At 48.7% G+C, this 21566-nt stretch carries 21 protein-coding genes; 15 read left to right on the forward strand and 6 right to left on the reverse strand.

Annotated features, from left to right (window positions below; translation table 11 throughout):
• The first annotated feature begins 90 nt into the window (after positions 1-90).
• The 5 genes from ACWJJ5_RS16975 (at position 91) to cyoE (ending at position 6392) form a co-directional block, all read left to right on the forward strand.
• Complete coding sequence (locus tag ACWJJ5_RS16975; RefSeq protein ID WP_070081512.1) at positions 91-1824, forward strand: ABC transporter ATP-binding protein; 1734 nt, start codon at positions 91-93, stop codon at positions 1822-1824.
• Complete coding sequence (locus tag ACWJJ5_RS16980; protein ID WP_071391446.1) at positions 1805-3622, forward strand: ABC transporter ATP-binding protein; 1818 nt, start codon at positions 1805-1807, stop codon at positions 3620-3622. Before ACWJJ5_RS16975 ends, ACWJJ5_RS16980 begins: the two co-directional genes overlap by 20 nt.
• A 166-nt stretch (positions 3623-3788) precedes the next feature.
• Positions 3789-4193 carry a DoxX family protein gene (locus tag ACWJJ5_RS16985; RefSeq protein WP_014304646.1) on the forward strand — a complete coding sequence of 135 codons (405 nt, stop codon included), beginning with the start codon at positions 3789-3791 and terminating at the stop codon, positions 4191-4193.
• Between the two features lie 16 nt (positions 4194-4209).
• The gene (locus ACWJJ5_RS16990) at positions 4210-5067 is read left to right on the forward strand and encodes a VOC family protein (protein WP_070081514.1); all 858 of its coding nucleotides are present in this window, start codon (positions 4210-4212) and stop codon (positions 5065-5067) included.
• A 377-nt stretch (positions 5068-5444) separates the two neighbouring features.
• The gene (gene cyoE / locus ACWJJ5_RS16995) at positions 5445-6392 is read left to right on the forward strand and encodes a heme o synthase (RefSeq protein ID WP_070081515.1); all 948 of its coding nucleotides are present in this window, start codon (positions 5445-5447) and stop codon (positions 6390-6392) included.
• A 37-nt stretch (positions 6393-6429) separates the two neighbouring features.
• On the opposite strand, the gene ACWJJ5_RS17000 is transcribed toward cyoE, so the two are convergent.
• On the reverse strand, positions 6430-6981 hold the full coding sequence (locus tag ACWJJ5_RS17000) for a PadR family transcriptional regulator (protein ID WP_012117104.1): 552 nt from the start codon (positions 6979-6981) through the stop codon (positions 6430-6432).
• 232 nt (positions 6982-7213) lie between these two features.
• Between ACWJJ5_RS17000 and ACWJJ5_RS17005 the strand changes: the two genes are divergently transcribed.
• The 5 genes from ACWJJ5_RS17005 to bstA all read left to right on the forward strand — a co-directional run bounded on the left by ACWJJ5_RS17005 (position 7214) and on the right by bstA (position 12426).
• The gene (locus ACWJJ5_RS17005) at positions 7214-7816 is read left to right on the forward strand and encodes an NAD(P)H-dependent oxidoreductase (protein ID WP_003155520.1); all 603 of its coding nucleotides are present in this window, start codon (positions 7214-7216) and stop codon (positions 7814-7816) included.
• Positions 7807-8895 carry an acyltransferase family protein gene (locus tag ACWJJ5_RS17010; RefSeq protein WP_003155518.1) on the forward strand — a complete coding sequence of 363 codons (1089 nt, stop codon included), beginning with the start codon at positions 7807-7809 and terminating at the stop codon, positions 8893-8895. The genes ACWJJ5_RS17005 and ACWJJ5_RS17010 overlap by 10 nt, the downstream gene beginning before the upstream one ends.
• Before the next feature lie 256 nt (positions 8896-9151).
• A complete protein-coding gene (locus ACWJJ5_RS17015; protein ID WP_416406156.1) occupies positions 9152-11563 on the forward strand; it encodes a PEP/pyruvate-binding domain-containing protein in 2412 nt (803 codons plus the stop codon).
• A gap of 22 nt (positions 11564-11585) precedes the next feature.
• A complete protein-coding gene (locus ACWJJ5_RS17020; RefSeq protein ID WP_025650237.1) occupies positions 11586-11858 on the forward strand; it encodes a ribonuclease inhibitor Barstar in 273 nt (90 codons plus the stop codon).
• Between the two features lie 25 nt (positions 11859-11883).
• On the forward strand, positions 11884-12426 hold the full coding sequence (gene bstA / locus ACWJJ5_RS17025) for a bacillithiol transferase BstA (RefSeq protein ID WP_077721955.1): 543 nt from the start codon (positions 11884-11886) through the stop codon (positions 12424-12426).
• Here the strand turns inward: bstA and ACWJJ5_RS17030 are convergent.
• Together ACWJJ5_RS17030 and ACWJJ5_RS17035 are read right to left on the reverse strand one after the other, a co-directional pair.
• Positions 12386-13978, reverse strand: coding sequence for an MFS transporter (locus ACWJJ5_RS17030; RefSeq protein WP_454022569.1), 1593 nt, complete (start codon positions 13976-13978; stop codon positions 12386-12388). The two genes, bstA and ACWJJ5_RS17030, sit on opposite strands and share 41 nt — an antisense overlap.
• Before the next feature lie 106 nt (positions 13979-14084).
• Positions 14085-14567 (reverse strand): MarR family transcriptional regulator, encoded by a 483-nt coding sequence (locus tag ACWJJ5_RS17035; RefSeq protein WP_342007492.1) that lies wholly within the window; start codon positions 14565-14567, stop codon positions 14085-14087.
• Between the two features lie 168 nt (positions 14568-14735).
• On the opposite strand from ACWJJ5_RS17035, the gene mprF reads away from it, so the two are divergent.
• The 3 genes from mprF (at position 14736) to ACWJJ5_RS17050 (ending at position 18945) form a co-directional block, all read left to right on the forward strand.
• The gene (mprF, locus tag ACWJJ5_RS17040) at positions 14736-17306 is read left to right on the forward strand and encodes a bifunctional lysylphosphatidylglycerol flippase/synthetase MprF (protein WP_454022570.1); all 2571 of its coding nucleotides are present in this window, start codon (positions 14736-14738) and stop codon (positions 17304-17306) included.
• Positions 17307-17399: 93 nt separating this feature from the next.
• Positions 17400-18284, forward strand: a complete 885-nt coding sequence (locus tag ACWJJ5_RS17045) for a PhzF family phenazine biosynthesis isomerase (RefSeq protein WP_448197666.1) — start codon at positions 17400-17402, stop codon at positions 18282-18284.
• Between the two features lie 76 nt (positions 18285-18360).
• Positions 18361-18945 carry a nitroreductase family protein gene (locus ACWJJ5_RS17050; RefSeq protein WP_007408549.1) on the forward strand — a complete coding sequence of 195 codons (585 nt, stop codon included), beginning with the start codon at positions 18361-18363 and terminating at the stop codon, positions 18943-18945.
• Between the two features lie 38 nt (positions 18946-18983).
• Here the strand turns inward: ACWJJ5_RS17050 and ACWJJ5_RS17055 are convergent, their stop codons facing one another.
• From ACWJJ5_RS17055 to ACWJJ5_RS17065, 3 genes are all read right to left on the reverse strand, one after another.
• Complete coding sequence (locus ACWJJ5_RS17055; protein ID WP_003155508.1) at positions 18984-19175, reverse strand: YfhD family protein; 192 nt, start codon at positions 19173-19175, stop codon at positions 18984-18986.
• 70 nt (positions 19176-19245) lie between these two features.
• Complete coding sequence (locus ACWJJ5_RS17060) at positions 19246-19356, reverse strand: YfhE family protein (RefSeq protein ID WP_003155504.1); 111 nt, start codon at positions 19354-19356, stop codon at positions 19246-19248.
• A 57-nt stretch (positions 19357-19413) separates the two neighbouring features.
• Positions 19414-20313 (reverse strand): TIGR01777 family oxidoreductase, encoded by a 900-nt coding sequence (locus tag ACWJJ5_RS17065; RefSeq protein ID WP_317461790.1) that lies wholly within the window; start codon positions 20311-20313, stop codon positions 19414-19416.
• A gap of 91 nt (positions 20314-20404) precedes the next feature.
• Between ACWJJ5_RS17065 and recX the strand changes: the two genes are divergently transcribed.
• Positions 20405-21196, forward strand: coding sequence for a recombination regulator RecX (gene recX, locus ACWJJ5_RS17070; protein WP_107994488.1), 792 nt, complete (start codon positions 20405-20407; stop codon positions 21194-21196).
• Between the two features lie 6 nt (positions 21197-21202).
• Positions 21203-21514: a YfhH family protein gene (locus ACWJJ5_RS17075; RefSeq protein WP_025650230.1), complete on the forward strand. Its 312-nt coding sequence runs from the start codon at positions 21203-21205 to the stop codon at positions 21512-21514.
• Positions 21515-21566 lie beyond the last annotated feature (52 nt).

Consider the following 21566-nt stretch of genomic DNA (forward strand, 5'->3'; position numbering starts at 1 on the left):
TATTAAAAAAACGGCACACCAAATTTCTTTATTCATTTGCCGGAAAGGCATAAAATAATAATATTGAACAAAGGATTTGGAGGCTTACACATGTCAAAGGCTTTATCATATGTAAAACCGTATTCCCTTTTGGCGGGAATCGCTCTGTTTTTCATGCTCATCGAGCTTGCGGTAGAGCTGATACAGCCCCTGCTGATCGGGAAAATCATTGACGAAGGAATTTTAAAGCAGGATCTCGGTACGGTTTGGCTGTGGGGCGGCGTGATGATCGGGCTGACCGCTGTTTCATTCGCATCGGGAATTTTAAATTCATTCTACTCCGCCCACATCAGCCAGAGCTATGCGTATGATACGCGAAAAGGGCTTTTTCAAAAAATTCAATCCTTCTCTTATTCGACGTTTGCGCAATTCTCATCTACGTCGTTTATCACCAGGCTGACAAACGATGTGACGCAGGTCCAGAATATGCTTTTCATGAGTCTCCGGTTTATGCTTCGTGCGCCGTTAATGATCGCGGGCGGCATTATTCTCTCGCTGACCGTCAATGTGAAACTCGGGTTTTTTCTGCTGATCACGGTGCCGATTTTGCTTTTGTTTTTGCTGTGGGTGCTGAAAAGAGGCGGCGCGCTGTTTCGGTCTGTGCAAAAGCGGCTTGATCAGGTCAACACGATCATGCAGGAAAACCTGACGGCGATCAAACTGATTAAAGCGCTCCTCCGTGCAAACCACGAAGTGAAACGTTTTTTGAAATCGAATACGAAGCTGATGGAAAAAACGGTTTCCGCTTTTCGTCTCGTGGAAGCGGCGATGCCGATTTTAATGCTGTTGATGAACAGCTGCATTTTGTTTATCTTATGGTTCGGCGCCAAAAGCATTGCTCAGGGCGGAGCGCAGGTCGGCGATGTCGTTTCCGTCATTAACTATGCGACGCGGATTACAGGCGCGCTGTCCGTCCTTCCTTTTCTCATCATGGTATTTTCCCGGGCGAAGGCTTCCGGGGAAAGAATCGGTGAGGTGCTGGAAACAGAAGGCGGCGAGGGAACGGGGCACGACCCGGCACGGGCGCTTGCAGGCGGGATTGAGTTTCGCGAAGTGTCCTTCCGCTATCCGGACATGGAAAAAGACGCGCTGCATCACGTGTCCTTTTCTGCCAGCCCGAGAGAAACGGTTGCCATTATGGGCGCGACAGGTTCAGGGAAATCAACGCTTTTTCAGCTGATTCCGCGCCTGTACACGGCTGATTCGGGCAGTATTTTCATAGACGGCAAACCGATCGGTGAATTCTCCGCTTGCGGGCTGCGCAGGGAAATCGGCTATGTGCCGCAGGAAGTGCTTCTGTTTTCGGGCACAATCCGTGAAAATATCGCCTGGGGACGGGAGGATGCTTCACTAGATGAAGTAATGGAAGCGGCCAAAGACGCGCAAATCCATGACACGATTATGAAACTGTCAAACGGATACGACACGGTGCTGGGACAGCGGGGCGTCAATTTGTCAGGCGGGCAGAAGCAGCGGATTTCCATCGCGCGCGCTTTTATCAGAAAGCCGTCCCTCCTGCTGTTAGATGACAGTACGAGCGCGCTCGATCTTCAAACGGAAGCGAAGCTTTTACAAGCCATCAGATCCTATGAATGCACGACACTGCTTATTACGCAGAAAATAACGACCGCGATGAAGGCTGACACCATCTTATTACTTGAAGACGGCGAACTGCTGGCAAAAGGCACGCACAAAGAGCTGATGGCACAGTCTCATCTGTACCGGCAGATTTATGAATCACAATTCGGAAAGGAGGGAGCTGACAGTGGAGAAAGACATTCGTAAACCTTTCCGATATCCGAAAATACCGCTCAAACCAAATGAAGGCGGCAGAAAACGCGCGAAAGCAAAAGATACAAAAGGCACGCTGCGCAGAATCTGGTCGTATGTAGCCGAGAAAAAAGGGCTTTTAACCCTTGTGATCATCATGGTAGTCATAAGCGCCATATTCGGCCTGCTCGGACCGTTCGTCATCGGGAAAGCAATTGATCATTTTATCGTCGGACGGACGACGGACGGATTGGCGGGTGTACTGTTCATACTGTTTGGGATTTACCTCGTGCAATCATTGTCCTTATGGTTTCAAAACTATTGGATGATCAATATCTCGCAAAGCACCGTGTTTAAAATGCGGAGCGAACTGTTCACCCATCTGCATGAGCTGCCGATACCGTTTTTTGATAAACAGCGCCTCGGCGACTTGATGAGCCGGGTTACCAATGATATCGAAAATGTCAGCTCCACTTTAAATACATCCGTCATTCAAGTGCTGTCGAGCGTCATTACATTCGTCGGCACAATCGCCGTCATGCTGTACATGAGCCCGCTTTTAACATTGATCACGCTTTTGATTATTCCGATCATGCTTTTGAGCATTAAATGGATCACCAACCGGACGGGACTCCTGTTTAAGCAGCAGCAGAAAAACCTCGGCGAGCTGAACGGTTTTATTGAAGAGTCGATATCAGGAGCGAAGGTCATTAAAGCCTATTCGAGGGAAGACCGCGTCATGGAGCAATTTTTAGAAAAAAACGCGGCGTTACAATCATCAGGGTTTTGGGCGCAGACAATTTCGGGATTCATTCCGAAAGTCATGAATTCTTTAAACAATTTAAGCTTTACGATTATAGCGGCGGTCGGCGGGCTGTTTGCGCTGAAGGGGTGGATTTCGATCGGCTCCATCGTCGTATTCGCAGAATACTCGCGGCAGTTCACGCGCCCTTTAAATGATTTAGCCAATCAGTTCAATACGATGTTATCGGCCATCGCCGGGGCTGAACGGGTGTTTGACGTGCTGGATGAAAAAGAGGAGCGGGAAGATGAAGAGCATGCGACGCACCAGCCGATCAAAACGGGAGAGATTGAATTCCGAGATGTCTCCTTCGGCTATCAGGAAGACAGCCTGATCTTAAAACATCTGTCCTTCAGCGTTCCGAAAGGACAGTCAATCGCCTTCGTCGGACCGACCGGAGCGGGTAAAACGACCGTTACGAGCCTGATCGCCCGCTTTTACGAGCCGAATAACGGGAAAATCCTCATCGACGGAACGGACATCAAAAAACTGACGAGATCCAGTCTGAGAAAAAACATGGGGTTTGTCCTGCAGGATTCCTTTCTCTTTCAGGGCACCATCAGGGAAAATATCCGTTACGGCCGTCTGGATGCATCTGACCAAGAGGTGGAGGCAGCAGCAAAAGCCGCCAATGCCCACGGATTCATCGAACGGCTCCCGAAAGGCTACGATACCGTCCTTACCCAAAACGGCGCGGGCATCAGCCAAGGACAAAAACAGCTTATTTCCATCGCGAGAGCTGTGCTGGCGGACCCGGTGCTGCTCATTTTGGATGAAGCGACGAGCAACATTGATACGGTGACGGAAGTGAAAATACAAGAAGCGCTCGGCCGTTTAATGGCGGGCAGAACAAGCGTCATCATCGCTCACAGGCTGAACACGATTCAAAAAGCCGATCAGATTCTTGTGCTGAAAGACGGCGAAATGGCTGAAAAAGGAACCCATGCTGAACTGCTCAGCCAGAACGGGTTTTACCGGGAATTATATGAAAGCCAGTTCCGGGAATCATAGATAGGGAAAAAGACCTCCGACAGAGTGCGGAGGTCTTTTTTTGCGAAGACAAATAGTACTTTTAAGTTATTTTCGTTAAATGTAACAAAATTACTTGACGTAAATAAGTTATGTATATATACTAGCTTACATAAAGTAAGTGATAATAATTTTCAAGGAGGATTTTATGAATAAATCATTCGAAACAGGAACACTGCTTTTAAGGGTTGTAACAGGTATTATCTTTTTTGTTCACGGTTTATCCAAGTTTCAAGGGTTGGAAGGAACTACGCAATTTTTCCAGAGCATCGGGCTTCCGGCCTTTATGGTCTACGTCATCGCGACGATTGAGCTTGTCGGCGGGGTTCTGATCTTTTTCGGTTTGGCGACGCGCATAATCGGCGTTCTGTTTGCCCTCACATTAGTCGGCGCCATCTTCACGGCGAAGCTTTCCTCACCATTTATGGGCGGATCGGAATTTGATTTCATCTTACTGGTTGCGTCAATTCACTTAGCGCTTTCAGGAAGCCGACTGCTTTCATTGGATCAGCTCCTTTTCAAATCAAAAAAGGGAGAAACTTTTTCAGCATAAGAAAGAAGGCGTTCAAATGACCGGCATTCATCAAGATACGGCAATCGGTTATGTCAAATTGACCATTAAAAATATGGAACGGTCGCTCGGCTTTTACCAAAATGTGATCGGCCTTCAAGTCATCTCGCAAACCGATCGTTCCGCAGAACTGTCAGCAGACGGAAAACGCGTCCTGCTGGTGCTTGAAGAAAATCCAAGCGCCGTCGTTCTGCCGGAGCGGTCTGTCACCGGCCTTTACCATTTCGCGATACTTCTGCCTGACCGGAAAGAACTCGGCATCGCATTGGCCAGGCTGATTGAAAACGGCATCGCGCTCGGGCAGGGGGATCACGCGGTCAGTGAGGCTCTTTACCTGTCTGATCCGGACGGCAACGGCATTGAAATATACGCCGATCGTCCCCGCAGCACGTGGCGCCGGGATGCAGAGGGCAATTATGTCATGCAAACGGCGCCCGTCGATGTGGACGGGCTTTTGGAAGAAGCCGGAGCTGAACGGAAAAGCCGTCTCCCGGAAGGAACCGTAATCGGTCACATCCATCTTCATGTGACGGATTTACAGGAAGCCAAAGCGTTTTACACCGATATCCTCGGTTTTGACATTGTCGGCAATTACGCGGGCATGTCCGCTCTGTTTGTTTCGGCGGGAGGGTATCACCATCACATCGGTCTGAATATATGGGCCGGAAAACATGCGCCGCCGAAACCGGGAAATGCAAGCGGGCTGGATTATTACACCATCGCGCTGCCGCATCAAAAAGAGCTGTCACGTGTGACAAAAGCGCTGACCGATGCCGGCTTTGAGATCGAAGAAAAAGAAGAGGGCGTATTCGTCAAAGACCCTGTATCAGGGGCGGATATCGCATTTACACTGTAAGAAACAACCCTTGCCGTCTCACCGGCAAGGGTTTTTATTTTTCTAAAGGCTCGGGAAAGAAGAACGTCGATTTGCAATATACACCCGGCTTTTGTGTGACTGAAGAGAGCGAACATCTCAGTGAGGCGCAAAAATGACGCGTGGAGCCTGCCATCGCCGGCCCGAACTCAGGGCATCCGCTGGATTGAAAATGGTGTCCGTTCGGCGGATCAGGGAGCAGTATGGGCAGACTTTGAATAGAAAAAGGGAAAAGCCGCATCCGGTCACAAGATGCGGCTTTTCATATACAATTTACAATTGTGTGAAAAATGCCCAAAATAAATTGTGCTTCCTGATTCTTCCTGATATGATAAGCCGAAAAAGGAGAACCTCCACAAATGAATTCAAATGCAGCACAGACGGAACAGTCTATGAAGCATAACGGAAACCGGATGACGGTCAAGGACTTTATCATTCTTGCCAAACCGGGGATTATCATCTCAAATTCACTCGCCGCATTGGGCGGATTTTGGATCGCGTGGCTTCAGTCGGAAAGGACGGGCGGAGGGCCCGGTATATTTGCCGCCATGGCGGTTGCCATGATCGGAACGGCGTTAGTCATGGCGTCAAGCACTGTTTTTAATAACTTCTTTGACCGCGGCATGGACGCAAAGATGGCGCGAACCCGCACCCGCGCCAGCGTCACGGGAAAAATACCGCCGACGGTCATGATCCTGTACGGCACATGTCTCGGCGCATGCGGATTCATCATGCTTGCTTCGCTTAATGTACTGACCGCCGTTCTTGGCCTGCTTGCATTTTTGCTGTATGCCGTCGTTTATACGCTTTGGTTTAAAAGACAATCCGTCTGGAGCACATTTGTCGGCAGCTTTCCCGGGGCGGCTCCGCCTTTAATCGGTTATTGCGCGCTGGCCGGGTACATTGATATGCCCGCGATTTTGTTATTCGCGATTATGTTTTTGTGGCAGCCGCCGCATTTCTGGGCGATCGGAATCAGGCGAAAGGAAGAGTATCGTGCCGCCGGCATTCCGCTTTTGCCGATCATAAAAGGCAATCGCGTCACAAAAATAAAAATGCTGCGCTATATCGCCGTTCTGACTGCGGTTTCGCTGCTCGTTCCTCTTTATATAGACGTCAGCCCGTTTTATACCGCAACCGCTCTCCTGCTCGGGGCCATCTGGCTGTACCGGAGCGTCAAAGGCTTTCAGGCGGCGGATGACACGCAATGGTCGAAGGGGATGTTTTTTTATTCGATTGTTTATTTCAGTCTGCTTTTTCTTATTTTAATGGCTGATTCGTTTATCAATGCGGTTCTCAGAACGTAAACAGGCGGCCTGCAGATACAGAGCCGCCCCGTTTTGTTTATGCTTTTTTGATGAGAGCCAAAATATCTTCAAGCCAGGAAATATAATTCCGTTCCCGCTCAAGCGCTTTTGTCAGCACGAGATAATGGCCGAAATCAGGAGAAGAAAATGAATCCGCCTCCGCGGACGATGTCATCAGTTCTTGATAACTGTTTTCCAGATCGGACAATTTCTCCTTACGCTTTACGAGCTGATCGGTGAATAGCTCATCCGCTTCTTCCTGCGTCAAAGCTGAGATGAAATAAGCCTTCAGCATAAATTCATCCTTCACCGTTTCCGGAATCGGGTCTTTTTTCGTCAGCCAGGCAGCAAGCTCCAGCTCTCCCTTGTCAGTCAGCGTGTACATTTTTTTCTCAAGCTTCGTTCCTTGAATCGCAGTGCGAAACGTAATAAATCCCTCAGCCGTCAGTTTTTTTAATTCCGGATAAATCTGGCTGTGCTTTGCGCTCCAAAACTGGCCGAGCTCTTCCTTAAAATAGCTCGATATATCATATCCGCTCAATTCGCCTTTTCGCAAAAGCCCTAAAATCGCGTACTTTAAAATTCTCATGTTGTCCTCCAAGCCCATTCATTTGACAGCTAGTATACCATACGGCCGCTTAAAAACGCAGAAGCGCCGGATGCTTGTCATTGAATCCGCGGCGGCAAAATCAGCAAAATATGCAGAAAGGGGTTATCGAAACGGCAGCAGAACTGGAAAAAGCCTTTCTCGTGTCTTTGCCTCATTCATATGACATCATGATATAATCATTGTAAAAATTAATAAATACTGGGAGGGACATATGAAGACGGTGATTGTGTATGCAAACCCGGATGAGAACAGTTTCAATGCGGCTCTCGTAAAATACGTCGCCATGGCTTTAAAGGACAGCGGCCAAAGCTATACGGTCATTGACTTATACGCCGATCAATTTGATCCCGTGCTGAAGTACGGCGGCGAAAAAAAGCGCTCTGACATGAACCGGGACGCTGAAACGAAGAAATACCGGAAACTGATGAAAGAAGCGGATCATCTCATTTTCATCTACCCGCTGTGGTGGGGAGGCGTTCCGGCGATTATGAAAGGCTTTTTTGACAGAGTGCTTGTCGCCGGAGAAGCCTACACATATGAAAACGGCCGCGTAAAAGGACTGCTACGGGCAGAGACGGCACAGGTCTTTTATACGGCGGACTCTCCGGGCTGGTACTTAAAGTGGTTCCGGAAAAACTCGGACTGGATTACGCTGAAAAAAAGCATTCTGCAATTTTGCGGCATTCAAAAAGCCGAGCGGAACCTTTTTTCTGTCGTCAGAACGAGCACCCCCGAACTGCGGGAAAAATGGCTGCGCCAAGCATACGCCAAAGTCCGGCGCGCTTGTGAAAAAGGAGCGGCCGCATGCAGATAAAAGAAATTTTCGTGATTCGCTGCCTGTCCTGTTTAAGTGTCGTTCTGCTTCACGCAGTTTCAATGGTGCTGATGATTCAGGAAGAGTCCTTAGCCAGTGCCGCCCATACGGTTGATGCGTTTCGGACCCTGTTGATGTTCAGCACGCCGGCGTTTATCTTTATTTCGGAATTTCTGCTTGCCAGGTCATACCCGAAAGGCGTTCCAGCGGGTTTTTTAAAGAAAAGGGGCAAAGTCATTTTCGTGCCGTTTCTGTTTATTGCCGCGGTGGATGCCATTTTAATGAAAAGCGTGGCGGAAGAAGGAGCCGGATTCGTTTCAGTGATCGGTAAATTTTTAGAAAATGTGTTTTTAGGAAACTTCATCGGCTACTTCATTCTTGTGATCTTTCAATTTTACATTCTCCATATGCTGCTGCACCGCTGGCTGAACAACACATCCCCCGTGTGGGTGCTGTCTGTTTCGTTTATCATCAACGCCGTCTATCTGGCTTACTTTTCGATCTTTCATCCGCCGGCATCATCGGGGCTTGATTCTATTTTTCCGTTCTTTTGGGTTCCGTTTCCGGGCTGGGTGTTTTATTTCTGTCTGGCATTTTATTGCGGAAAGGAATATCCGCGTTTTTTATCGCTCATCAATCAGTACCGTTATGCGGTTTACTTCAGTGCGGCCGTATCGGCAATATTGATTGTGGCCGTTTCATATATCAGCGGCGGCTCCATTTCCTCTAAGCGTCCGGATATTATGATTTACGCGGTCAGTATGATCTTTCTGTGTTTTCATCTGTTTTCAAAGCTCAAAAAAGTGCCCGCGATTGTGATGATGATCAGCAACTATTCGTTTTCAATCTATCTGCTGCACTCCTACTTTTTAATCAGCGGATATCTTCTGGAAGGCTATTTGCGGTCAATGCCTTTAGCGGCTGCCATTCTTCTTTTATTTTTGATCTGCACGCTCGGTCCCATTTTCGTATCGTGGGGGTGCAACCATTTCAGATACGGATACCTGTTTGTCGGGAAAGTGTATCAGCCGAAGCAGACCAAAAGAAATACGGCGGCGCATCAAGGCCGCACAGTCTGAAAAAAAGGCGGCGTTTCGGCCGCCTTTTTGATACGGGTCCGCTTTATCCTGCACGAGGACGGATAGTTGTACATCCTGCAAACAAAGCCCCCGCCTGCGGCTGTTTTGACGGATGCATTTATGACAAAATAACGCCATTGATTTTCTCCCTTGTGAAGACCGATATATTGTATACTTATAGGAAATACTTTCAAAAAAAGTGAAAAAGAGAAAAACTGTGAGCTTGGATGAACGACTAAAAAGGAGCGGGGACATTATGAATGACTGTGTCAAAACATTCGGAGAACTTCCGGCCGAACTTTATTCCTTTGCGGGAGGAAAAGGAAGCATTCTCTCTAAAATGTATCAAAGCGGGTATCCTGTGCCTGAAGGGTTTGTGATTTTGCCGTCAGCCTTTCAGGACGGACAGCTCCGCCATCAGGCGAGAGAGGCTGTTGATCAATATGTGAATTCCATCCGCAGCCGCCATGCAGCTGCGTTGTTTGCCGTACGCTCATCCGCGCTGAGCGAGGATTCCGCTCAGGCTTCCTTCGCCGGAGAATTCGATACGGTGTTGAATGTCAAAACAGATCAAGACATGTCCAGGGCGATTGATGAAGTTCGCCGGTCGGTACAGTCAGAAAGAGTAAAAGCGTACAGCGCCGTTCAGGGAATGGAAGATGAGCATGAAATCGCAATCGTCATCCAGCTGATGATACCGTCTGAGATATCCGGAGTGCTGTTTACCGCAGATCCGATTACGGGGAGCAGGCGGGAGATGACAGGCAATTACGTCTACGGTCTCGGGGAGCAGCTCGTTTCTGGGGAAGCCGATGCCTATTCTTTTAAACTGGCACGGCCCAAGAAAAAATATGACGGCCCCGGGGAATTTCGCAAATATGCGTCAAAGCTCTATAAACTGGCGAAAAAGCTGGAAAAAGATCTTGGAGGGCCGCAGGATATTGAATGGGCCGCCGCGGGCGGGACATTGTATATTCTTCAATCCCGCCCGATTACGACCTTACAAGCCGGAAATCTGGAAACCTATGAATGGAACGATTCTTTCAGCGGTGATTTTTTATGGACAAACACCAATATAGGAGAAGCGATTCCCGATGTGATGACGCCGCTGACATGGTCGCTCCTCCGGAATCTGGATGAAGAGTCGGGCATCATTCCGGGCTATTATGTCTGGTCCGGCAATATTTGCGGCAGAGCCTATAACAATATGAGCCAGCCTCTTTCCGTTCTCGCCGCTTTCGGTCTGAATCCGAAAGGCGGAAAAATTGGAAAAATGATGAGCGATACATTGGGAGAAATCCCGGCGGAAATGAAGATTCCTTTATATCCGTTCTCAAAGTATGAACTTTTGAAGATCATCCCGAAAAAACTGAAACCGTATCTGTCGAAAATGAAGCAAGCGAAAAAAAACATGTCCTCCTACTTGGACGAATCGCCGGAGTGGTGCCGGAATATTGAGGAAAAGCTGAAACGCGCCGAAACGGAGCGGGCATTATTAGCGATATGGAACAATGAGATCTATCCGTATTTATGCAACGCGTGGTTTGCGTTAATATCCGGCGGGCGTGATTCTGCGCAATCCTCTTCGTCGTTAACCTCTCAATTAACAAAACTCGCAGGCATAGAAGATGCGAATCTCCTGCTTTCCAATCTGAGGGGAAAAGGCGGACTGGCCAGCCTGGAGCCGATTATCGGCATTGATCAAGTCATGAAAGGCCGTATGAGCGAGGAAGAATATCTCAGGAACCAAGGCCACCGTGGTCCGCATGAATACGAACTTTCCATACCGCATCCGGGAGAAAACCGGGATTGGCTGACGAAGCAGATCAAAGAACACAAGGAGTCGGGTATTGATGCCGAACAACTGCTTTTGAAACAGCAGCGGGCGCATGAACAGGCCTTCCGAAGATTTGCAGAAAAGTATCCTCATAAGGTCAAATGGCTCAAAGCCAAAATGGAAAAAGCGTCAGAATACGCGAATATGAGAGAAACAACCAGATCCGAATTTGTCAGGGTGTACCGGACAGCCAGAGCATTCGCGCTCAGAGCGGCGGAAATGACCGGCATGAAGGACGATATTTTCTTTCTGTATCTGCATGAAATAACCGATCTGCTCGCGGGGAAAGAGCCGGCGGTTGCATCGATTCAAGCGAGAAAGCAAAACTATGAAACCTATAAAAAACTGCCGCCGTTCCCATCCGTTATTAACGGAAGATTCAATCCGTTTAAATGGGCTGAGGATCCTGACAGAAGAGCGGATTATTACGATGCTTTTATGCCTGCGGAAACGGATGAAGCGCATACTTTAAAAGGTTTCGCGGGAGCGGCCGGGAGAGTGGAGGGCATTGTCCGTGTCCTTGATGTCCCGGAAGACGGGGATTCTTTTGCGGCGGGGGAAATTTTAGTGACGTCGACAACCAATGTAGGCTGGACCCCGCTTTTTCCAAGAGCGGCTGCTATCATAACGGACGTCGGCGCCCCTTTGTCCCACGCGGCGATCGTCGCCCGGGAACTGGGGATTCCTGCCGTTGTCGGGTGCGGAAATGCAACGTCAAAACTGAAAACGGGGGACAGGGTGGCCGTTGACGGCGGGCAAGGCATCGTTCAGCTGGAACCGCGGCAGACTCCGGTCACTTCTGAAGAGGAAAATGGTAAACTGATAGAATAGAATCAAGAGAAAGGAGTCGCGCATGAATAAAGCAGTTATTAACGGGGAGCAAATCAGAAGTATGAGCGACCTGCACCAGACATTGAAAAAGGAACTTGCCCTTCCTGAATACTACGGTGAAAACCTTGACGCTTTATGGGATTGTCTGACCGGCTGGGTGGAATACCCCCTCGTTTTAGAATGGAGACAGTTTGAACAAAGCAAGCAGTTTACAGAAAATGGCGCCGAGAGTGTGCTTCAGGTCTTTCGTGAAGCGAAAGCGGAAGGCTGCGACATCACCATCATACTTTCATAATACGAGCAACGGGAGAGAGACAAAAATGGAAAAACAAACCCTCAGCTATCCGATTGGAGAATATCAGCCGGCTGAATCGATTTCTGTCGGACAGAAACAAGAATGGATCAATGCGCTGGAACACGCTCCGGCCAAACTGAAACAAGCTGTCAGAGCGATGTCGGACAGTCAGCTTGATACGCCGTACCGCGAAGGGGGATGGACTGTCCGCCAAGTGGTTCACCATCTGGCGGACAGCCACATGAACGGCTATACCCGGTTTAAATTGAGCTTAACGGAGAATGAACCGGAAATCCGTCCTTATGATGAAAAAGGCTGGGCCGATCTTCATGATTCCAAAACCGCCGCTTGCGGGGATGCGCTTGAGCTGTTAACAATCCTGCACAGAAGATGGGCCTCTCTTTTGCGCTCCATGACGGAAGCCCAATTCAAACGGGCATACTTCCATCCTGTATCTAAAGAGACGGTTACGCTGGAACAGGCGCTTGGGCTATATGTCTGGCACTCTGAACATCACATCGCCCATATTACTGAGCTTTCCCGGCGGATGGGCTGGCACCTGTCTTAGAGGATGCCGGCTTCCGGAAAAACGCCAAAACAGCCGCAGACACGATCGTGCATAATGAAATGACGGCGGCTGCCGTATAAAGATGGTGGTAGCCGCTGGAAATGCCCGCTTCAATCGCATCAGAAACCGCTTTTTTGACGGCGGGAACGGGGATTCGGCTTACCTGCTCCTGCAACGAAGAAAGTTCGCCGCCAATATCGGGCGTTTGCGCCTGATCAGCGGGAATGCCGCTTTTCATTAAGCGGTTTTTAATGTCATCTCCGATCCGGTCAAAGCCCGCTGTAATGAAGCCGGCATATAAAGCCGGAGAGAGCGTCAGCCCGACCTGCCTTACGAGTGACAGCGTGCCGAGCGCTGTTCCTTTGTTATGGCCCGCTGTTTCTGATACAAGCACATTCAGCGGAGCCCCGAGCAGAAATCCGAAACCGATCCCCGCAATGACACTCGCCGTGACAAATTCCCATTTATCCGTCACCCATAACGGAAACAGGCTGAATCCGGCAAAGGCGATGGCGCCTGATACAGCCGCGGAGAAGACCGGCCCTTTTTTATCCGTGACCGCCCCGCCGAGCCACGCTCCGATGCCTGACGCCAACGCAAGCGGCGTCATCCAATAACCCGCTTTCTCCGCCGATACGTGCAAATATTGCTCCGCATAAGAAGGAATAAAAATGACCGCAGCGAGCAGCCCTCCCGATAAAAATCCGATGACGAGCGTCCATTGAAACACTTTATTTTGCAGCAGCGAGTAGGCGAGAATCGGATCGCCCCCCCGGTTTTCAACCCGCTTTTCGACCTTAAGCAGCACCAGAAAGAGAAGTGCCGCTCCCAAAAGATACCCGTACACCTTTACGTCCATTATGCTTTCTGACAGCTTCGCCCCATTGAGATTCGTGATACCGATCATACAAGATAAGATCGCAAGAGACAGCAGCATTGTGCCGGCGAGATCAAGCCGTTTCGCCTCAGGCTCTTTCGTTTCAGCGATAAACAAACCGCCGCACACAACCAAAGCGGCGGCAATCGGCAGGTTAATCAAGAACAGCCAATGCCACGACCCGGTTACATCAAGCAAAAAGCTCCCGATATTCGGTCCGAGGACGGCCGCCATACCGTTCATCGCCCCTAAAAGCCCGAGAGCTTTCCCCTGTTTCTCCTTCGGAAGCACGGCCAGCACATGCGAACTCCCGATTATAAAAATTCCGCCGCCGCCAAGCGCCTGAATGAGCCGTGCCGCCAAAAACATCGGGAAGCTCTGACTGAGTGCGACAAGCAAAGAGCCGAGTCCGAACAGGCCGACTTCCATCATAAACAGCTTTTTCCGCCCGTATCGGTCCGACAGCTTGCCGACAATCGGCACACTGACACTGAGTCCCAATGTGTAAAGGGTCACGCCCCACGATCCCCATGAAGGAGAAATATCAAAAGAGCTGTTAATCGTCGTCAGAGCAGCGGAAATAATTCCGTTGTCCAGCGCCGCCATGAACACACCGATCGTAAAAAGGGTGATGGCCCAGCTCTGGTTTTTTCCTGTTTGAACTCGCCTCGGCATACTGATCAATCCTTCCTTTTTAATTCACTTAAAATATATTATTCACTTTGAGTGAATTAAATGTCAAATAAAAAAAGGCCGCCGATACGGCAGGCCTTTTTCATCTCTATGCCTGTTTGGAGGATTCCAGCGCTTTTGCCAAAATGGCCAGCCCTTGATTAACCGTTTGTTTTTCTTCAGCGGTCAGCGTTTCCAATGAACGCTTTAATTTTAGATGTCCTTTTTGATAAAGGCTGCGGAAAATGTCTTTCGCGTTTTCCGTCAATTGAACGACGACTGAACGGCGGTCTTCTTCTGACGGGGCGCGTGTAACGAAACCCGATTTTTCCAACCGGTCAAGCAGTCCCGTCGTATTTGAAAGGGAAGCACCCATTTTTTCTGCAATTTCGCTCACCTTCAGCGTCCCGTGATTGTTCAGAAGCATCAGCACCTTCATTTGCGGCATGCTCATATCAAGCTTCATCCACTCCGACACATCGCCGAGTCCCGCCGAGGTCATCACTTTCATATACAGCACCCAAATATCCCGTTCCTCAGGAGAAAAAATATCGCCGCCTAGTACCGTTGTATCATGCAGATTATAATCCATCGTCTCACTTCCTCATTCATACTCCTGCATACCATATTACTGATTTTAATCAGAGAAAGAAAGTTGCAGACGAGTTTTGTTTGAATGTGAGGTGGTAGTGTATAATATGTTGGAGATTATTGGGGGAATTATAATAAATAAGCTATTTTATGATGATTGGAGAGAACATTGCTGACTAAAAAGAATGCCTTATCGATATTAAAAGTATTATTTCCTATTGCAGTTTTGCTTTTAGTCATTTATCAGTCCAAAAAGGAATTGACAGACCTTTCTTTTAAACGAACGCTGTACATTATTAACGGGATTGAGCGTTACGATTTATTTATTCTCGTTCTGCTCGGCCTCCTTGCCGTCAGCGCGATGTCCTTTTATGACTTTGTGCTGAAACGGACGCTTCGCCTCGACATTCCGAATTGGAAAGTTTTCAGGGTTTCTTTTATCGCCAATTCCTTTAACAATGTCCTTGGATTTGGCGGTCTGGCGGGCGTCGGGCTGCGGACGATGCTTTACAAAGAGCATACGAATGACGTAAAACGCCTCGTCGCAGGCATCGCCTGGCTTACGTCCTCAGCGCTGCTCGGGCTGTCCGTCTTCAGTATCCTGACCATTGCCCGCATTCTGCCGGTCGGAGAGATTACAGGTGAGAAACCGTGGCTGTGGGCTGTTATCGCCGGAGTGGCGCTTATTGTGCCGGCAGCCTTAATCGCCGCTTGGATCAACAATAAAAAAGCTGGCGCAGAAGACGGTGAAGCAAAACCGAGGCATCCGGTTTTTTCTTACATCGGGGCATCGTTTGCCGAATGGTTTGCGGCGGCCGTCGTCATGTATTATTCCCTGTATGTCATGGGGATTCACGCGGATGTCCGCCATGTATTCGGTGTATTTGCCATTGCCGCTATCGGGGGAATCATCAGCCTTGTGCCGGGAGGATTCGGTTCGTTTGACCTTCTGTTTCTGCTCGGCATGCAGAATATGGGCTTTCCGCAGGAGGCGGTTGTGACATCCATCGTCATCTACCGGATTGTGTATTCATTTATTCCGTTTGTGTTCGGGCTGTTCTTTGCGGCCGGCGATTTAACGGAAAATACGCTTAAACGGCTGGAATCAAATCCGAAGATGGCGCCCGCCGTGGAAACGACGAACGTGCTTCTCGTATTCCAGCGCGCCATCTTAATCAGAGTGCTTTACGGTTCGCTGTCGCTTTTGGTTTTTATGGCGGGAGTCGTTGTGCTTGCGTCCGTCGCCCTGCCGATTGACAGGGAGACGGTCATCCCGCATATTCCGCGCCCGGCGCTCCTTGCGTTTAACGCGTTATCGTTAAGCGCGGCTTTGATTCTTTTAATCTTGCCGATTGAATTATACAAACGGACGAAACGTTCTTATTCAATGGCGGTTGCCGCGCTGGTCGGCGGTTTTGTGTTCAGTTTCTTAAAAGGATTGAACATCAGCGCGATCTTTATTCTGCCTGTCGTCATTGTATTGCTGGTGCTGTTAAAGCGGCAGTTTATCAGAGAGCAGGCATCGTATACGCTCGGCCAGATGATTTTTGCCGCCGCTCTGTTTATTATCGCCTTGTTTAACTACAATCTCATTGCCGGCTTTATTTGGGATAAAATGAATCGGCTGCTGCGCCACGATTATTTCGTTCATAACAATTCTCACATTACATATGCCACGATGACGGCCATTATTGTTGTGCCGCTGTTTTTCCTTTTGTTTACGGTCTTTTATCATAAAAGATCGGAGCCGATCGGAGAAAAGGCCGATCCTGAACGGCTGAAGTCCTTTTTGGCGGAAGAAGGCGGAAACGCCCTCAGCCATCTCGGCTTTCTCGGGGATAAGCGGTTTTATTTCTCAAGCGACGGCAAAGCGCTTTTATTGTTCGGCCAGATTTCCAGAAGGCTTGTCGTGCTCGGTGATCCGTCAGGACAGAGAGACTCTTTTCCGCTTGTGATTGAGGAATTTCTGAATGAAGCGCATAAGCAGGGGCTGAGTGTCATGTTTTATCAGATCGAACGTGAAGATCTGGCGCTGTACCATGACTTCGGCTATAACTTCTTCAAGCTCGGAGAAGAGGCGTTCGTGGATATGGAAGCCTTTACGCTGTCAGGTAAGAAAAAAGCGGGGCTGCGGGCGATTAACAACAAATTTGACCGCGAAGGCTACACATTTCATGTCGGGGAACCGCCGTTTTCCTCCGAGTTTATCGCCAAGCTGAAAGACATTTCGGACGAATGGCTCGGACCGAAAAAAGAGAAAGGTTTTTCTCTCGGTTTCTTCGACCGGGATTATCTGGAACAGGCGCCGATTGCTTACGTGAAAAACGCGGAAGGGGAGATCATCGCTTTTGCCAACCTGATGCCGATGTATCAGGAAGGCGAGATATCAGTCGACTTGATGCGTTATCGGAAAAGCGCGCCGAACGGTATTATGGACGCGCTTTTCATCCGTCTGTTTCTCTGGGCGCAGGAAAAAGGCTATACCACCTTTAATATGGGCATGGCGCCTTTGTCAAACGTAGGAACGGCTTTTACATCTTTCTGGTCGGAAAGAATCGCGGCCGTCATTTTCAACAACGTCCGGTATATGTACAGCTTCAGCGGGCTGCGGGCCTTTAAAGAAAAATACAAACCGGAGTGGCGCGGGAAATACTTGGCGTACCGTAAAAACAGATCGCTGTCCGTCACGATGATTCTCGTCACCCGCCTGATCGGAAAAACCAAAAAAAGACGCCGTTAAAAGGCGTCTTTTTTTTGAAGAATTAACTAAAAATTCTAATTTTACTCTGTTATACTGAATAACATGATCATAAGGTGAAAGGAAGGCTGATGAATGAAACAGGCAACCGTGTTTAAATATGAAGCGTTTACCGATATTCCTGATTTGGGAAATCCCGCGGGAATCGTCTTTAACGGAGATGATTATTCAGATGAAGAGATGCAGATGATCGCCGAAATGGCAGGGTACAATGAGACCTCATTTCTCTGCAAAAGCGGAGAAGCCGATCTGCGCATCCGCTATTTTACACCCGGCCACGAAATGAATTTATGCGGACATGCTACCGTCGCCTCTCTTTACGCATTAATTGAAAAGGGAAGGCTTCAGGCTGATCAGACATATCAAATTGAGACAAAAGCCGGCATTCTTCCCGCAAAAGCCGCTGAACGAAACGGCCGGGTATACATCACGCTCAAACAGGCACCCCCGCAATTTCTGCCGTTTACGGGCGACAAAGAAAAGCTTGCGGCCTCGCTCGGGATTACGGCTGAGGATTTTCACAGCGAGCTGCCGATTGTTTACGGATCAACGGGGATCTGGACACTGATTGTTCCTCTGAGATCACTTCAAGCATCACGGAATATGGTGCCTGAAAACGCACAATTCCCCGCTGTTTTGCGCGATCTTCCGAAAGCGAGCGTTCATCCGTTTTCTCTGGAAACCGTTCATTCGGAAAGTGATCTGCACGGCCGTCATTTTTCTTCCCCTTTCTCCGGAACGACCGAAGATCCCGTCACGGGAACCGCTTCAGGCGTCATGGCAGCCTATATGCGGCAATACGGAGGCTCTGAAGCCGAATGCCTCACGATCGAGCAAGGCCAGGAAATCGGGAAAGACGGAAAAGTGGAAATCAGGATTACGGAGGAAAACGGAGAGATGAACATCAAGATGACGGGAACGGCCGTGTATGCCGAATCAATCAATTTTCAGCTTCCGTAACGGTTTACAAAAGACGGTCGTATCCGTTATATTATAAATGATAATCATTTTCAATTGAATAGGAAGGTGAATCGGCATGCCGAAAACCGAACAATTACAGCAAAACGAAAGTCTTGCACATACAATCAGAAACAGAAGATCCATCCGGTCGTTTAAACCGGAAACCGTACCTTCTGAAGTCATATTAGATATGCTTGAAACGGCCGTTTACGCACCGAACCACAGACTGACGGAGCCATGGCGTTTTATCTACGCAGCAAGCGAAGCGGGAAAAGCAAAGCTTGCGGACAGCTACGTCTCATTTTTCAAAAAAATAAAAGATGATTTCAACGAGGAAAAAGAGCGGAACATGAGAAAAAATCTCAGCGCCGTTCCGGGATTTTTGCTGGTCGTCTTAAAAGAAGATGAAAATGAATTTACGAGAAACGATGATTTCGCGGCGCTGAGCGGCATGATTCAAAACCTTCAGCTTCTCGCACATGAAAACGGCATCGGCATGGTCTGGAAAAGCGGCCGCATCATGTATGACAAACAGGTTCACCAAGACTTCGGCCTTGCAGACAATGAGCGCTTCGCCGCCATCATTCAAACGGGCTATCCGGATGAACAGCCTAAGGCGAAAGAACGGACGCCGGCAAAGAGCCTGTTTACCGAGTTGTAAAAAAATCCCCGTCTCCATACAGAGGCGGGGATTTCGTATTAGCGGGTTTTGCTTTTAGCTCTGTTGTCAGCGGCTTTCATCCGCGCCTGCGCTTCGCGGTCAGCGGAATCAGCAAGCTCGCTTGAATATTCCTCGTACGTGCCGTCTGTTTCGCGTTTCAAAGCATCCGGAACTTGAGGAAGTTTTTGTTTGTTTTTATCACGGTTTTTGTGAGTATGATTTCTGCCCATATCAATCGCCCCCTGAAAAAAGTGATATCAAACAAACATAGTATCTGCCCGGTCCCGATCTTTATTCAGTTTATTTCCGTTTGGCTGCTCTTTCCGCTTTTTTGAATTCACCGGAATAAAGGACTTCCTGCATTTTTTTTAGATTGGCTCCCTGCTGATGTTTTTCGCGCTTCTTTTCCATAAAAGAAGACCCTCCTTCAAAACAGAATACCAATAGGATTGGCTTTTATTTCCGTTTTTATGCAGATAAGAGATCCTTTAAAGCCAACTCAAGTTCTTCATACGTAAATTGAAAACCGGATGTCAGCGCCTGCTTAGGCAGGGCGCGCTGGCCTTTTACGATCAGCAGGCTCATTTCCCCCAAGGCCTTCTCCAGAAAAAATTCCGGTACGGGAATCCAATGGGGGCGGTGCAGGACGCTTGCGATCGTCTTTCCGAATTGCTTCATTTCTACGGGGTTCGGCGATGTCACATTCATGGGACCGGACAAGTCATCATGCTCCGTCGCAAAAGCAATAAGTTCCGCGGCGTCATCGACATGAACCCATGACAGCCACTGCCGTCCAGAGCCGACGGTGCCTCCGGCTAACAGCTTATAAGGAAGAACCATGAGCGGCAGGGCGCCTTTTTCACCGAGCATCACCCCGAATCTGGCATATACCGTCCGAATGCCGAGCGCTTCAATTTTCTGGCCTTCACGCTCCCACATATGAGCCGTATGACTGAGAAAGTCTTCATTTGACGTATCGGACTGCTCAGTGAACGTTTTCTCAGTGCTGGTGCCGTAAATGCCGACGGCGCTTGCCTGAATTAAAGCCCGGGGTTTTTTCGGCTGCTGCTTCATAATACGTCTGACTTCTCTCGTCGCTTCTACCCGGCTTGAAATGATTTGTTCTTTCGTTGTGTCCGTCCAGCGGTCAAAGATGGATTTGCCTGCGAGGTTCACCCATACATCAATAGGGGGAAGCTCGCGCTCAGGCGCTGCGTTTTCGGCCAGCCATTGAACATATGTCACATTTTTTTGTTCGGTTTCTCTCTGTTTTCTTGATAAAATATAGACATGATGTCCCCGGCGGGTAAACACACCTGTCAGATGCCGGCCCAGAAAACCAGTGCCGCCTGTCATCGCGATATTCATATCCATCTCTCCTTACACGTTGATACATATACTGTACCTCATTTGCCAAAAAGAAAAACGCCTGAACATCGGGGCGGGAAAGGAGACCGGGATGCCGTTTATTACAAAAATATCGACCCAAAAGAAAAATACCGAGCGCTTCAACATCTTTCTTGATGAGAAATATGCATTCAGCGTCGACGCCGACGTGCTTGTGCGTTTTGACCTGAAAAAAGGGAAAGAACTTGACGAGCTTGACATTCTTGAGATCCAGCACGGCGATGACGTGAAAAAAGCCTTTAACCGCGCCGTAGAATTTTTATCATACCGGATGCGCTCTGAAAAAGAAGTCCGGGATCATCTGAAGAAAAAAGAAACACCGGACATGGTTATTTCTGAAGTCATCCATAAACTGTACGATTACCGCTACTTAAATGACAAAGAATTTGCCGAAGCCTATGCGAGCACCCACAAAAAAACAAACGGCAAAGGCCCTGACGTCCTGTTCCGCGAGCTGAAAGCGAAAGGAATAGACGACGATACCATCAAGGAGACGCTCAGCGCGTTTACATTTGATGAGCAGATACAAGAAGCGCTGAAACATATCGGCAAAATCCTCAAAAAAGACAAAAAGCTGTCCACAAAAGAGATCAGACAGCGGGCGCAGATGCAGCTTCAGCGAAAAGGTTTCCCTTTTGACGTCATCAATGCCGCTCTGGAGCAGACGGAGTATGAAAATGATGATGAAGCCGAGATGGAAGCTCTGAAGGCTCATGCGGAAAAAGCGATCAGGAAATACCGCTATGACGGCAGCTATGAAAGCGGAATGAAGGTCAAACAGTACTTATTCAGAAAAGGATTCTCGATTGACGATATTGATCAATTCTTGCAGAAAGAGGAGTAAACTGAAATGGACAAACGATACAGTCAAATGACGCCTCATGAACTACAGACAGAAATTGCGGGACTGACGGAAAAAGCGCGAAAAGCTGAACAGATGGGCATTGTAAATGAACTGGCCGTGCTTGAACGGAAAATGACGATGGCCAAAGCTTACATGCTGAACCCGGAAGACTTTCGGCCCGGCGGGGTGTATCAGATAGAAGGTTCTGATGACACTTTCCGCATTGATTACATCAACGGCGTATTCGCCTGGGGACACAGATCTTCCCCGTCTGACGGGGAAGAAGCACTGCCGATTTCCGTTTTAAAAGAAAAATAATAACAAAAGAGGCCGGTTCCGGCCTCTTTTTCTTTTCGGGCACATTCGTCTC

The organism is Bacillus sp. JK74, from assembly GCF_053663395.1.